The sequence below is a fragment of the Catenulispora yoronensis genome (genome assembly GCF_039531695.1).
Lineage (GTDB): Bacteria > Actinomycetota > Actinomycetes > Streptomycetales > Catenulisporaceae > Catenulispora > Catenulispora yoronensis.
The window spans coordinates 116,185-130,130 of sequence record NZ_BAAAQN010000013.1; the positions used below are offsets into that span (position 1 = coordinate 116,185).

11 protein-coding genes are annotated in these 13,946 nt (G+C 71.4%); 9 read left to right on the forward strand and 2 right to left on the reverse strand.

Going from position 1 to position 13,946, the window contains the following annotated elements; genetic code table 11:
• Positions 1 to 17: 17 nt before the first annotated feature.
• A complete protein-coding gene (locus tag ABD481_RS13790; RefSeq protein ID WP_425559165.1) occupies positions 18 to 638 on the reverse strand; it encodes a SigE family RNA polymerase sigma factor in 621 nt (206 codons plus the stop codon).
• 85 nt (positions 639 to 723) lie between these two features.
• Between ABD481_RS13790 and ABD481_RS13795 the strand changes: the two genes are divergently transcribed.
• From ABD481_RS13795 to ABD481_RS13805, 3 genes are all read left to right on the forward strand, one after another.
• Entirely contained in the window at positions 724 to 1,020 is a 297-nt protein-coding gene (locus ABD481_RS13795) for a type II toxin-antitoxin system VapB family antitoxin (protein ID WP_344666013.1), read from the forward strand.
• Positions 1,017 to 1,313, forward strand: a complete 297-nt coding sequence (locus tag ABD481_RS13800) for an LppU/SCO3897 family protein (protein ID WP_344666014.1) — start codon at positions 1,017 to 1,019, stop codon at positions 1,311 to 1,313. The genes ABD481_RS13795 and ABD481_RS13800 overlap by 4 nt, the downstream gene beginning before the upstream one ends.
• A gap of 103 nt (positions 1,314 to 1,416) precedes the next feature.
• Complete coding sequence (locus tag ABD481_RS13805; RefSeq protein WP_344666015.1) at positions 1,417 to 2,721, forward strand: MFS transporter; 1,305 nt, start codon at positions 1,417 to 1,419, stop codon at positions 2,719 to 2,721.
• Here the strand turns inward: ABD481_RS13805 and ABD481_RS13810 are convergent.
• Entirely contained in the window at positions 2,652 to 4,127 is a 1,476-nt protein-coding gene (locus ABD481_RS13810; RefSeq protein ID WP_344666016.1) for a CCA tRNA nucleotidyltransferase, read from the reverse strand. The genes ABD481_RS13805 and ABD481_RS13810 overlap by 70 nt on opposite strands.
• A gap of 55 nt (positions 4,128 to 4,182) precedes the next feature.
• Here ABD481_RS13810 and ABD481_RS13815 point away from each other — a divergent pair, with 55 nt between their 5' ends.
• The 6 genes from ABD481_RS13815 to trxB all read left to right on the forward strand — a co-directional run bounded on the left by ABD481_RS13815 (position 4,183) and on the right by trxB (position 13,920).
• On the forward strand, positions 4,183 to 6,327 hold the full coding sequence (locus tag ABD481_RS13815) for a DUF6049 family protein (RefSeq protein ID WP_344666017.1): 2,145 nt from the start codon (positions 4,183 to 4,185) through the stop codon (positions 6,325 to 6,327).
• Between the two features lie 54 nt (positions 6,328 to 6,381).
• On the forward strand, positions 6,382 to 9,219 hold the full coding sequence (gene murJ, locus ABD481_RS13820) for a murein biosynthesis integral membrane protein MurJ (RefSeq protein WP_344666018.1): 2,838 nt from the start codon (positions 6,382 to 6,384) through the stop codon (positions 9,217 to 9,219).
• Between the two features lie 183 nt (positions 9,220 to 9,402).
• The gene (locus ABD481_RS13825; RefSeq protein WP_344666019.1) at positions 9,403 to 11,175 is read left to right on the forward strand and encodes a protein kinase; all 1,773 of its coding nucleotides are present in this window, start codon (positions 9,403 to 9,405) and stop codon (positions 11,173 to 11,175) included.
• 8 nt (positions 11,176 to 11,183) lie between these two features.
• Positions 11,184 to 11,858 carry an RNA polymerase sigma factor SigM gene (gene sigM / locus ABD481_RS13830; RefSeq protein WP_344666020.1) on the forward strand — a complete coding sequence of 225 codons (675 nt, stop codon included), beginning with the start codon at positions 11,184 to 11,186 and terminating at the stop codon, positions 11,856 to 11,858.
• Positions 11,852 to 12,796, forward strand: a complete 945-nt coding sequence (locus tag ABD481_RS13835; protein WP_344666021.1) for an anti-sigma factor family protein — start codon at positions 11,852 to 11,854, stop codon at positions 12,794 to 12,796. Before sigM ends, ABD481_RS13835 begins: the two co-directional genes overlap by 7 nt.
• A 170-nt stretch (positions 12,797 to 12,966) precedes the next feature.
• Positions 12,967 to 13,920, forward strand: coding sequence for a thioredoxin-disulfide reductase (trxB, locus tag ABD481_RS13840; RefSeq protein WP_344666022.1), 954 nt, complete (start codon positions 12,967 to 12,969; stop codon positions 13,918 to 13,920).
• Positions 13,921 to 13,946: the final 26 nt, after the last annotated feature.

Consider the following 13,946-nt stretch of genomic DNA (forward strand, 5'->3'; position numbering starts at 1 on the left):
CTCGATCCTGCTCAGCCTCAGCCGGAGGGCGTCCGGGCGAGATCGGCCAACCGCACCCGCAACAACCCCAGCCCCCGGCTGGCCATGCTTTTCACCGAGCCCGGGGCGAGGTCGAGGATCTCCGCGGTCTGTTCCACGCTCATGTCCTCCCAATACCGCAGCACCACGACGGCGCGGGTGCGGGGCGGGAGTCGCGCGAGCGCTTCGAGGACCGTGAGGCGGGTGTCGGTGGAGTCGCCACGGGCCGCCGGCTCCGGGAGATGTGCCACGGGCACCATGTCAAGGTGCTTCTTCCGGGAGTCCAGATAGCAGCGGAAGACCACTCGGCTGGCGTAAGCATGCGGATTGTCCGCGGCGCGGACCCGGTGCCAGTGCCGATAGATGCGGTCGAACGCGATCTGGACGAGATCCTCTGCGAAATGCCAGTCGCCGCAGAGCAGGTAGGCCGATCGCCGCAAATGGCTCTGGCTCGCCACGGCGAACTCGCGGAACTCCTCCCGGTGGTCGGGACGGTCCGTGCCGCGGCTTCCCTTGTTCAGTCTCACATCCCTGTCGACTCCCGTGATCGCGGAGCGGGTTCGTACGCCGTCCTTAATTTTTCCGCCGAGGCCGTTTTCCCACCACAGCCCGGAGATCACCGTCCGGCCCCGTACGGTCACGATTTTGTGTCCTCTTTGCCGACCGACGGACGCCTTCCCGGGGTGCTCCGGCTACCCTGGTGCAGTGATCTTCAAGCGCATCGGCGAAGGGCGGCCGTACCCCGACCACGGACGCTCCTTCAAGGAGTGGGCCGAGGTGGCCCCGCGCCAGATCCGCTTGGACCAGCTCATCACCACCAAACGCCACCTGGACCTGGACGCGCTGCTGTCCCAGGACTCCACGTTCTACGGCGACCTGTTCGCGCACGTCGTGCACTGGCGGGGCGGCTACTACCTGGAGGACGGCCTGCACCGCGCGGTGCGCGCCGCGCTCCAGCAGCGGACGGTGCTGCACGCCCGAGTACTGGACCTCGACGAGTGAAGGGCCGCATAGTCACGCTCTCCGCGGTGCTCGTCGTGGTCGCGCTGCTCGGCGGCGCGCTGTGGTTCGCGAATCGGCCGGGGCCCTCGGCGGCGAAGGCCGGGGACTGCATCACCGCCCCGCTCAAGGGCGGCTTCAAGAAGGTCGGCTGCGACGCCGGGAACGCGGCGTTCAAGGTGGCGGCGGCGTTGTCGACCGGCGACAGCAACGGCTGCGACGCCTACCCGAACGTGATCATGTCGGTGGTCGACAAGGCGGGCACCAAGACGCTGTGCCTGGCCGCCGCCAAATAACCCGCCATCCGCCGAATAACCCGCGCGCCGCGCGCACCACGACCCCGGCGGCCCCCGGCCCATCGGCGGGCGTCCGCCATCCTCCTGACGCTACGCTGCGAAGATGCACGATCTCCGGGAGTTGCTGAAGTCCGGGCTGTTCCGGCGACTGTTCGGGACCCGCCTGGTCGGCCAGTTCGGCGACGGCGTGTTCCAAGTGGCTCTCGCCGCCTTCGTCGTGTTCTCCCCGGAAAAGGAGGCGACGGCCGGCGACGTGGCCGAGGCCTTCGCCCTGCTGCTGATCCCGTTCACCGTCATCGGCCCGTTCGCCGGCGTCTTCCTGGACCGCTGGCGCCGCCGCCAGGTGCTGCTGTACGCCAACCTGCTGCGCGCCGGCATCGTGCTGGTCGTGGCCACCCAGGTCCTCGCCGGCGACAGCGGTCCCCTGTTCTACACCTCCGCGCTGGCGGTCCTCAGCTGCAACCGCTTCATCCTCGCCGGACTGTCCGCCGCGCTTCCACAGGCTGTGGACAACGAACGGCTCATCGTCGCCAACGCCGTGTCCCCCACCGCCGGGACGATCGCGGCGACCCTAGGCGGCGCGGTCGGCGTCGCGGTCCGCGCCCTGGTGGGGGACGGCGACGGCGCGAACGCGCTCATCCTCGTCATCGCGGCGGTCCTCTATATGGGGGGCTCGTTCGTGGCGCGCTCCATGCCGCGGGACGCCCTCGGCCCCGACGAGCGCCCCGGCGCCTCCACCTGGAGCGAGCTGAAGATCGTCGCACGCGGTCTGTGGCAAGGCCTGGAGCACCTGAGGGAACGCAAGCCCGCGGCCGCGGCGCTGGCGGCGATCACCGCCAACCGGTTCTGCTACGGCCTGACCACGATCATGGTCCTGCTCTTGTTCCGCAACACTTTCAACGATTCGCACGACACCAACGCCGGCCTGCGCGGTTTCGGCGCCGCGGTCGGGATCTCCGGGGTCGGTTTCTTCATCTCCGCGGTCGCCACTCCGGTCGTCCTGCGCCACCTCCGCCTGTCGACCTGGATCACGGTATGCATGATCGGTTCAGGGATCTCGCTGGCGGCGTCGGCCTCGTGGTTCCAGGTCGTCCCGCTGATGATCGGCGCGCTGGTCCAGGGATTCCTCGCCCAGGGTCAGAAGATCTGCACCGACACGCTGGTGCAGCGCAACATCGACGACGCCTATAGGGGACGCGTCTTCTCCATCTACGACATGCTTTTCAACGGAGCCTTCGTGGCGGCGGCCGCGGTGGCGGCCGCCGCGCTTCCTCCGTCAGGAAAATCCCTGACGCTCGTCTGGGGGACCGTCGCCGTGTACGCGATCGGCGGAATCGCTTACGCCTGGTTCCGCTCCGCCTCGCGCTCGGCCCACCAGGACCGCAATTCGGCGACCGCCGTGTCGTGATCCACCGGGCCGCGGTCCATGCGCAGCTCCAGGAGGAACTTGTAGGCGACGCCGACCTCCGGTCCGGGCTTGATCCCGAGGATCTCCATGATCTCGTTGCCGTCCAGGTCCGGGCGGATCGCGTCGAGCTCCTCCTGCTCGCGCAGCTCGGCGATGCGCCGCTCCAGGTCGTCGTAGGCGTGCTCCAGCATCAGCGCACGGCGGCGGTTGCGGGTCGTGCAGTCCGAGCGGGTCAGTTTGTGCAGCCGCTCCAGCAGCGGACCGGCGTCCCGCACGTAGCGGCGCACCGCGCTGTCGGTCCACTCGGCCTCGCCGTACCCGTGGAACCGCAGGTGCAGCTCGACCAGCTTCGAGGTGTCCTCGATGATCTCCTTGCTGTACTTCAGTTTCCGCAGCCGCGCGGCCGTCATGTGCGCGCCCACCACTTCGTGGTGGTGGAAGGACACGCCGCCGCCGGGCTCGAAGCGGCGGGTCTTGGGCTTGCCGATGTCGTGCAGCAGCGCCGCGAGCCGCAGGATCAGGTCCGGGCCGTCGGTCTCCAGGTCGATCGCCTGCTCCAGCACCGTGAGCGTGTGCTCGTAGACGTCCTTGTGGCGGTGGTGCTCGTCGATCTCCAGCCGCAGCTTCGGCAGCTCCGGCAGCACATGGTCGGCCAGGCCGGTGTCCACCAGCAGCGCCAGGCCGAACCGCGGGCTCCGCGCGGTGACCAGTTTGGACAGCTCGACCTGCACCCGCTCGGCGCTGACGATGGTGAGCCGCTCGGCCATCTCGCTCATCGCCTGCCGGACCTCCGGCGCGACGTCCAGGCCGAGCTGCGCGGCGAAGCGGGCGGCGCGCATCATGCGCAGCGGGTCGTCGGAGAACGACATCTCCGGGGTGCCGGGGGTGCGCAGCACGCCCTCGTCCAGGTCGCGCAGGCCGTTGTAGGGGTCGACGAACTCGAAGTCCCCGGGATCGGCGGTGAGCCGCACCGCCATGGCGTTCACCGTGAAGTCCCGGCGGAACAGGTCGTCCTCGATGGAGTCGCCGTACGCCACCTCGGGCTTGCGCGAGTCGCGGTCGTAGGCCTCGGACCGGTAGGTGGTGATCTCCAGCTTCGCGCCGTGCTTCTGGACGCCGACGGTGCCGAACGCGATGCCGACGTCCCACACCGCCTCGGCCCAGCCCTGCACCAGCTTCAGCACCTGTTCCGGGCGCGCGTCGGTGGTGAAGTCGAGGTCGTCGCTGGACCGTCCCAGCAGCGCGTCCCGCACCGGGCCGCCGACCAGCGCCAGGGTGTGCCCGGCGGCGGCGAAGCGCCCGGCCAGCTCCCCGACCACCGGCGCCACTCGTAGCAGTTCTGTTACCGCGGCCCGCTGTGCCTGGTCAAGATGCGGTTCCGGGCGTCGCTGCTGGTCGGTGTGCATGGTGTCGAAGTTTACGTGTCGGGGCGCGGCGTTGGGCCCGACTACCATTCGTCGGGTGACCAGCCGAGCCTGCCGTGCGCTCCTTGCCCTCGCGCTGTTCCTGGGTGCCGCGAGCCTCCCGCTCGGCAGTGCGCACGCCGAGCAGGCCCCGGCGGCCAAACCGGAGGTCGCGGTGGGAATCGGCGGCGTGGACCCGCAGATCCCGGACTTCGCCGACCTCACCAAGACCATGACGTTCTCCGGCCAGATCCAGAACCTGAAGTCGACACCGCTGAAGAACGTGGTCGTCGAGCTGCGGCGCTCGGTGGTCGGGGCGCGCTCGGCGATGGGCTCGGCCACCGGCGGCGGCTCGCTGGTGGTGTCCAAGTCGACGGTCAAGCTCCCGGAGCTGGCGCCCGGCACGCCGCGGCCCTGGAAGCTGACGCCGACCGAGTCCGAGCTGTTCGGCGGCAAGCACCCCGCGGCCGGCATCTACGCGATCGACGTCGACGTCAAGACCGAGTACGGCGACTTCCTCGGCGGCCAGCGCACCTACGTGGTGTGGAAGCCGCTGGCCGCGTCCGGGACCAAGAAGGCCCGGGTCGCGCTGCTCTGGCCGGTGGTCGGGATGCCCGGGCTGACCGGGCAGAAGACGGCGAACAGCGCCGCCGCGCCGATCGTCTCGGACCCGCAGGCCGCCGACCAGTTCAAGCCGGACGGCCGGCTGGACCGGATCCTGCAGTACGGCCAGCAGTTCCCGGTCAACTGGGTCCTGGACCCGGACGTGCTCTACACCGCCGACCAGCTGTCCAACGGCTTCTTCCCGGCCGCGGCCGACGGCTCCGCACAGGCCCAGGGCGACGACGGGTCCGATCCCAAGTACTGGTACAACGCCGCGCACGCGCTGTTCGCCTCGGCGCAGCCCCAGAACTGCTGGAACCTGCCCTACGCCGATCCGGACCTGACCACGCTGGCGCACAGCCCCGGCGACCCGAACCTGCTCGGCCAGGCCCTGCAGGTCCAGGAGCCGCTCACCACCGGCGGCTGCCGGCAGCAGCAGACCATCGCCTGGCCGGCGGACGGCCAGGCCGACGCCACGACGCTGAAGGCGCTCCAGGGCTCCGGAGCGCCGGACCTGGTGACGCTGCTGTCCTCGAACGTCGTGTACTCCTGGAAGTCCGCGCACGTCACGCTCCCGCAGAGCCCGAACACCGTGGTCTACGACACCTACCTGTCGAACGTCTTCGCCGCCGAGACGGCGCCGGCCGGCCAGCCGCAGCTGAACACCCCGGGGGTGCTGGCCGGACAGCTGTGGCTGGCGCAGACCGCGCTGCTGGCCGGCGACTACACCGACCGCGTGCTGGTGGTCGCGCCGCCGCGGGACTTCACGCCGACCCCGCCGCTGGCCACCGCCATCGCGGCGGCCGAGAAGCTGGGGCAGAGCGACCAGTGGGTCGGGCTGGACGACCTGGGCAAGGTGCTGGACACCAAGCCGATCGCGGCGCCGTCCTCGCCGCTGGCGGCCAAGACCGACACACCGAACCTGTCCCCGGACGTGGTGGCCTCGGCCTCGGACAGCCAGAAGCTGTACCACGCGCTGCACTCGATCATGGACCCCAACCACCAGCGCGACGACGCGGTCCCGTTCCGGCCGGTGGCCACCTGGTGGCGCAGCCACGACGGGGACAAGGCGTTCACCGGGACCGTCTACAGCACCGTGGTCGCCGAGCACGGGCTGGTGACGATCGGCGAGCAGAACCAGACCCTGACGCTGTCCGGGAAGTCCGGGACGGTCCCGGTCAGCATCCTCAACAAGACGAATTCCACGGTAAGCGTGTACGTGCAGGCGCACTCCGACCAGAGCGTGCACCTCAAGGTGCCGGAGAAACCGGAGCTGCAGAGCGTGGCCCCGGGGCAGAACGAGACGGTGCGGATCCGCGTCGAGGGCGAGGGCAACGGCCAGACCGTCCACCTGACGGCCACTCTCTACACCTGTTCGGAAGGCACCGCCGACTGCACGTACTATCCGACTGACCTGCACACGAAACTGAAGGACCACAACGGCACGGCGATCATCCCGGTCAAGGTCAGCCGGATCGGCATCATCGCCCTCGGCCTGATGATCGGCTCCGGAGTACTGCTGGTCGCGCTGATCGGTTTGCGCGTCTACCGCGCCAAGCGCGCCCAACACGCCTCCGCACAGGACACAATGGCAAGTTGAGACACCGACACTGATCGGACGACCGACACCACGGACGCGGGGAGCGCTGGAAATATGACGAGCGACGGCGGCGATCTGTGGCGTCCGGAGCCGACGCGCGAGGACGGGGACCCGCGGCCGCTCCGGACTCCGCAGGGCGGTTCCGGGCACCCCGACGGGGGTGATCCTCGTCACATCGATCCTCGGCAGGCCGATCCCAGGCCGACCGATCCGCGGCCGACCGATCCGCGCCAGGCTCCGCCGGCCGCGCCCAACGGTCCCCGGCCGGTCGACCCGCGCCAGGTTCCGCCGGTCGGGTCCGGCGGTCCCGGGCCGTCGGATCCCCGGCAGGCTCCGCCGGCCGCGTCGGCCGGTCCCCCGTCGCAGCAGCCGTGGACGCCGCGGCCGGAGCCGCGCTTCGATCCGCAGACCGGCCGTCCGCTGACCCCGGACCCGCGTGCCGGCCAGAGCGCCCCGCCGCCGCAGGGTCAGCCGAACCAGCCTGGTCAGCCCGGCCAGCCCCAACACCGGCCGCAGTTCGATCCGCGCACCGGCCAGCCGATCAGCGGCGCCCCCGGTACTCCGGGAGTCCGGGAGCAGTACGCCGGCCCCCAGCACGGCGGCCGGCAGCAGCCCGCCCCGGGCCGACCGGGCGCGGCACCGCCCAGCTTCGGCCAGCAGCCGAGTTTCGGGCAGCAGCCCGGCCAGGGTCAGCCTGCTCAGGGTCAGCCCGGCGCCCCCTCCCACGGGCAGCGCCCTGATCCCCGTGCCGCCCAGCAGTTCGCCGGCAGTCCGGCCGCCCCGGGCAGCCCGTCCCACGGCCGCCGCCCCGTCGAGGACAACCGCGCGCTGTTCCGCGACGAGGTCGCCGATGCCCGTGCCGCCGACCCCCGTGGCGGCGACCCCCGTGGCGGCGACCAGCGCGGCGGCGGAGACCGTCGCGGCGGCGCCGAGCAGCCGCCGTCCTGGCAGGCCGCGCCCCCGGAGCAGCAGGACAACCCCGAGGCCCCGCACGAGCGCGACTGGCGCGACGACTACGAGGACGCGGTCAGCGCCACCCGGTGGGACCTGTCGCCGATCCCGTCGATGGCCGTCGCCCCGCGCCGGGCCAACCCCAGCAACCTCGAAGCCCTCATACCGCCACGCCGCGGCCGGGTGCAGGGACCGGCGACCCGGCATCCCGGCGGTCCGGCCGGCACCGGCCCCGGGTCGCGCGACGGCGCCCCGTCCGAGGCGGGCGCCCGCGAGCGGGCCGGGACCACCACCGCCGAGCCGCGTCCGGCCCAGGCCCCGGCCGAGCCCAGCGTCGGCCGCGCCTCGCGGCTGATGGCCCTGGGCACCCTGGCCTCCCGGACCACCGGCCTGGTGCGGCAGTTCCTGCTGGTCGCCGCGATCGGCACGGCCGGCATCGGCAACGCCTACACCATCGGCCTGAACCTGCCGAACATGCTCTACATCCTGATCATCGGCGGCGCGCTGAACGCGGTGTTCGTGCCGCAGCTGGTGCGCTCGATGCACCGGGACCGGGACGGCGGCACGGCCTACGCCAGCCGGCTGCTCACCCTGATCCTGACCGGGGTGCTGGTGCTGACCGTGTTCACCGAGCTGTTCACCCCGCAGCTGGTGGACCTGTTCGCCAACTTCACCGGCGCGAACCGGCAGCTGGCCATCGATCTGGGCCGGATGTTCATGCCGCAGATCTTCTTCCTGGGCCTGTTCGTGGTGCTGGGCCAGATCCTCAACGCCAAGGGCCGGTTCGGCCCGATGATGTGGACCCCGGTGCTGACCAACGTCGTGGTCATCTCCTCCACCGGCGCCTACTGGTACCTGAACCACGACAAGGACCTGACCGCCTCCACCATCCCGGCCGCCGACGTCCGGCTGCTGGGCCTGGGCGTCACCCTGGGCATCGCGGTCCAGGCGCTGACCCTGCTGCCCTACCTCAAGGCCGCCGGGATCCGGCTCACGCTGCGCTTCGACTGGCGCAACGCGGGTCTGGGCCACGCCATCACACTGGCCAAGTGGACGCTGCTGTTCGTCCTGGTGAACCAGATCGGCCTGGCCGTGGTGATGCGCTACGCCTCCGACGTCGGCAACGCCGGCTACGAGCACTGGGGCGTGGCGGCCTACAACAACGCCTACATGATCTGGGGCCTGCCGCAGGCGCTGATCACCGTCTCGGTGATCACCGCGCTGCTGCCCCGGATGAGCCGCGCGGCGGTGAGCAACGACCTGGCCTCGGTGCGCGAGGACATCTCCTACGGCCTGCGGGTCACCGGCGTGGCGATCGTCCCGGCGGCGTTCGCGTTCCTGGCCCTGGGCCCGCAGATCGCCGTGGTGCTGTTCAAGCACGGCGGGATGGACATCGACAACGCGCACATCATCGGCTACATGCTCTCGGCCTTCGGCCTGGGCCTGATCCCGTTCTCGGCGCAGTTCCTGATGCTGCGCGGCTTCTACGCCTTCGAGGACACCAAGAGCCCGTTCACGATCAACATCTGGATCTCGGCGGCGAACGTGGCGCTGAGCTCGATCGTGTTCTACAGCCTGCGCGGCTCGGACAAGGAGCGCTGGGCGGTGGTGGCGATGTGCTTCGTGTACGGCGTCGCCTACTGCATCGGCCTGGTGATCACCGCGCAGAAGCTCAAGCGCCGGCTGCACGGCCTGGACTCGCGGCGCATCACCCAGACCTACGTCCGGCTGATCGCCGCCTCGGCGGTGGCCGGTGCGGCGGCCTTCATCGTCGCTTTGTACGTAAACCGTATGGTCGGTCAGAATTGGCTCGGATCGACTGTCGCGCTGCTGGCCGGCGGGACCATACTCGGAGCCTTGTTCCTGGTGTGCTCCCGGCTGATGCGGGTGGAGGAGGTCGAACAGCTGCTGGGCTCGGTCCGCGCCAAGTTCGGACGGTAGCGGCCCGAATCGTTGGGAAGTGTTGGCCGATTCGAGACCCGGCGCCGGGCAACCCGCGGGGAGTCTGGACAGTCTGCACAGATGAGGGTCGGGCAACGGACCACGGGGACGGCACGAAACCTAATAGCATGAGGCGGGGATGACGAGACCATGCCACAGAGCATGCACGGACCAGGGAGTCATGTGGCAGCCGCGGACCAGACCACCGATCCGGACGGCGGCGTCGGCGCGGACGCCGAGGCGCTGATCCGGTCCCTCGGCGTTTCCGCTGGCGACCGGCTCGACGGCCGGTACCGCCTGGAACGCGTCCTGCACCTCACCGGACCGGCCGTCACCTGGCTGGCCGCCGACGAGAAGCTGAACCGGCCCAGCCGGATCCACCTGCTGCGCTCGGACCAGCCCCGGGCCGAGGCCTTCATGGCCGCCGCCCGGGCCGCCGCGGCCATGGCCGACAACCACTTCGTCCAGGTCCTGGACGCCGTCCCGGACGACGTCCTCTACTACGTCATCACCGAGTGGCTGCACGACGGCCACACCCTGGGCGAGGTGCTGGCCGGCGGGCCGGTGCCGATCAGCGAGGCCGTGCGGATCACCACGGAGCTGGCCCGGGCCATGGCCGAGGCGCACGACCAGGGCCTGGCCCACCTGCGGCTGTCGCCCAAGACGGTGCTGCGCACCGACACCGGCGAGGTGAAGATCCTCGACCTGTGCCTGGCCGCCGCGCTGACCGGCACGGTCTCCCGCGACCCGCTGGGCACCGACCTGGCCGCGATCGGCGAGCTGGCCTACGCGCTGCTCACCGGCAAGCGCCCGCAGGCCCAGCCGGCGCCGCCGAGCGAACTGCGCCCGGAGGTCACCCCGCAGCTGGACGAGGTGGTGCTGCGGATCCTCGGCGACCAGAGCGCCGGCCCGGCCTTCCAGAGCCCGACCGAGGTCGCCGACGCCTTGGCCCAGCTGCCCCGTCCGCGCTACGAGGCGCCGCTGCCCTCGACCCCGCAGACCGCGCCGCTGCGCCATCAGCAGACCACGGTGATGCCGGCCGCCTCGGCCAACCGGCCGACCACCGCGATGCCCCAGGTCGCGCCCAGCTACCAGGCCGCCCCGCCGCGCCCGGCGGCCGGCCACGGCGGCAGCACGAGCCCCGGCGGATACAGCGGCGGCGGCGCGCACCGGCCGAGCGCCCACGACGACGACTACGCCCCGCGCGGCCACCGCGGCGGCTCCGGGGGCGGGAGCCGCGGCTCCGGACACTCCGGCGGCTCCGGCGGCGGCCGGGGCAGCTCGACGATGATCGGCGTCGGCGCGGTGGCCGCGGTGGTGGCGATCGCGCTGCTGGCCTACACGATGTTCGGCGGCGACAAGAACAAGAACAACGCCAACAACGGCGGTCCGAGCACCTCCACGACGCAGAGCTCGGCCCCGAGCTCAGCCACCTCCGCGGCGTCCGCCGACGTGGCCTACACCTCGGTCTCGCTCTACGACTCGGACGACACCACCGAGGGCAAGGGCTACCTGGTCAACAACCAGATCTCCGAGAAGGGCTGGTTCACCGCGCAGTACTGCCAGGCCTGGCCGACGGTCGGCGGCAACCCCAAGGGCACCGGCCTGGTCTTCGACCTGGGCTCGGCCAAGAGCATCTCGAACGCGTCGGTGACCATCGGCACCGCCGGGGCCGGCCTGGAGATGTGGGCCGCCGACGCCTCGGTGACCGCGCCGCCGGCGGTGGTGCCGGACAAGGCCCCGACCGGCTTCACCAAGATCGCCTCCGCCACCGCGGACTCCACCACCGTCGCCCTGAAGGCGACCAGCCCGGTGACCACTCGGTTCGTGCTGGTCTGGTTCGTCAAGCCGCTGCCGGTCGCCGCGAATCCGGACCACGGCATAAAGTGCGGCAAGGACGACGGGAACCGCTACGGGGACTCGATCAGCGCCGTGAAGTTCAACACCGCGTCCTGACCGGACCGATGGCTGACCGGCGCGCCGACCTCGGCCTCCTCGACGACCGGGAGCTGCTCTCCCGGCACGCCGCGGGCGACGCCGAGGCGTTCGGCGAGTTGTTCCGGCGGCACCGCGACCGGCTGTGGTCGGTCGCGGTCCGCACCCTGGGCGATCCGGAGGAGGCCGCCGACGCGCTCCAGGACGCGATGCTCTCGGCCTACCGGGCGGCCGGCTCCTTCCGCGGCGACTCCGCGGTCACGACCTGGCTGCACCGGGTCGTGGTGAACGCCTGCCTGGACCGGATCCGGCGCCGCGCCACCCGCCCCACCGTGCCGCTGCCCGAGGTGGAGACCGAGCAGCGGCAGCCGGGCCCGACCGACGACATCGCCAACGCCGATCTGCGCCTGGCCCTGACCACGGCCCTGGCCACGCTCCCGGAGGAGCAGCGGATGGCCCTGGTGCTGGTGGACGTCGAGGGGTACACCGTGGAGGAGACCGCGCGGGCGCTCGGCGTGGCCCCCGGCACGGTCAAGAGCCGCTGCGCGCGGGCCCGGGCCAAGCTGCTGCCGCTGCTGCGGCATCTGCGCGACGGCAGCATGGGGGATCCGTCGGATCCGGACCCGGGGAACCGAAGCGCGGGCTCCCGCGTCAAAATCTCGACACGTGATGATCGCCGGGAAGGAGGGACGGCCGGATGGTGATCGACCCCGCCGCTTCCGGACCGGACACCCACCTGGACCCGGACCGCATGGCGGACCTGTACGACGGGCTGCTCGGGCCGGACGAGACCGACGCCGCCCAGCGGCATCTGGCTTCCTGCGACCAGTGCGCCGAGGACTTCGCGCTGCTCACCATGGATTCGGTCAGCGGTCTGGCCGAGTTCCTGGCCCCGGAGCCGACGCCGATCCCGGCGGAGGTGGCGATCCGGATCGAGGCGGCGCTGCACCGGGAGCCGCCGCTGACCCCGCAGGCGACCGGGTCCGCCGAACCGCACCACTCGGCGGCGCCGCGCCGCTCGCGGCGGTTCCGCCTGGTGTTCGGCAGCCTGGCCGGGGCGAGCCTGGTGGTGGCCGGTGCGTTCGCCGGCATCGCCGCCCTGAACGCCGGCGGCAGTGGCTCCTCGACGGCCAAGAGCAGCACGGTGACCTCCCTGGCCGACGGCGCCGATTCGGCGAACCGCGCCCCGGCGGGGCAGAGCCCGGCGGCCGGCGGCGCGGCTCCGAACGCCGTGGCTCCGCGACCGTCGACCCCGTCGTCCGCGTCGGCGCCGGGGCTGGCGCCGGGCGGCACTCCGCCCGGCGGGGAGATCGACGCCCCGCCCAGCGTCGCCACCGGACCGGATATCGACCAGCAGGCCCAGCAACTGCTCGGGCGGATCCGCCAGAACCAGGCCGTCGGCAGCGGCAGCAGCGGGATGAAGACCGACACCGCGTCCTTCCAGTGCCCGCCGCCCGGGTTCGGGGGCACCACGCCGCTGGGCATGGCGTCCATCACATATGCCGGGCAGGCGGCGGAGTTGCTCGTCTACCCGAAGCCCGGTGATCCGGCGCACGCCGCGGTGTACGTCGTGGCCACCGCCAGCTGCACCGCCCCGGGTCCGGGCACTGTGTTGTACACGAGCGAGATCTCCCGCCCGTAACCGCCACATCGAGGAAACCCTGCCGCCGGACGTTCGCCGGAGCGCTGGCGGGGGAAGACGGATGGGCGAAACCGCGGCACGTGGCGCTGCCGGGAATGCATCTTGCCTAGGATCGGTTGAGCCAACCGGCACCTTCCAGCTGCCCCAGGAATTCGAGAGGCCAGGCTCACGTGAGCGAGATCCGCAACGTCATCATCATCGGTTCGGGACCGGCGGGCTACACAGCCGCGGTCTACACCGCGCGTGCGGGGCTGAATCCGCTGGTGTTCGCCGGTTCCGTGACCGCCGGCGGCGCGCTGATGAACACCACCGAGGTCGAGAACTTCCCGGGCTTCCCCGAGGGGATCATGGGTCCGGACCTGATGGACAGCATGCAGAAGCAGGCCGAGCGCTTCGGGGCCGAGCTGGTCTTCGACGACATCACCGCGGTCGACCTGGCCGGCGACATAAAGCTGGTCACCGACTCGGCCGGCACCGTGCACCGGGCGCACACGGTGATCGTCGCCACCGGCTCGGCGTACAAGGAGCTGGGCCTGCCGGACGAGAAGCGGCTGTCCGGCAAGGGCGTGTCCTGGTGTGCCACCTGTGACGGGTTCTTCTTCAAGGGCCAGGACATCGTGGTGGTCGGCGGCGGCGACACCGCCATGGAGGAGGCGCTGTTCCTCACCCGGTTCGGGCAGACCGTGACCGTCGTGCACCGCCGCGACGAGCTCCGGGCCTCCAAGGTGATGCAGGAGCGGGCCTTCGCCAACCCGAAGATCTCCTTCGTCTGGGACTCCGAGGTGGTCGGCATCGAGGGTGACACCCAGGTGACCGGCGTGCGGCTGCGCAACCTGAAGACCGGCGAGGAGACGCTGAAGGCGGCCGGCGCGCTGTTCGTGGCCATCGGCCACCTGCCGCGCACCGAGCTGTTCGACGGCGTGCTCGACCTCGACGACGAGGGCTACATCACGGTGGAGTCCCCGACCACCCGCACCAGCCTGCCGGCCGTGTACGCGTGCGGCGACGTCGTGGACCACACCTACCGGCAGGCGATCACCGCGGCCGGCACCGGCTGTTCGGCGGCGCTGGACGCCGAGCGGCACCTGTCCCAGCTGGCGCACCACCAGAGCGTCACTGTTTGAGATGTTTCCCGTGAAACATCGGACCC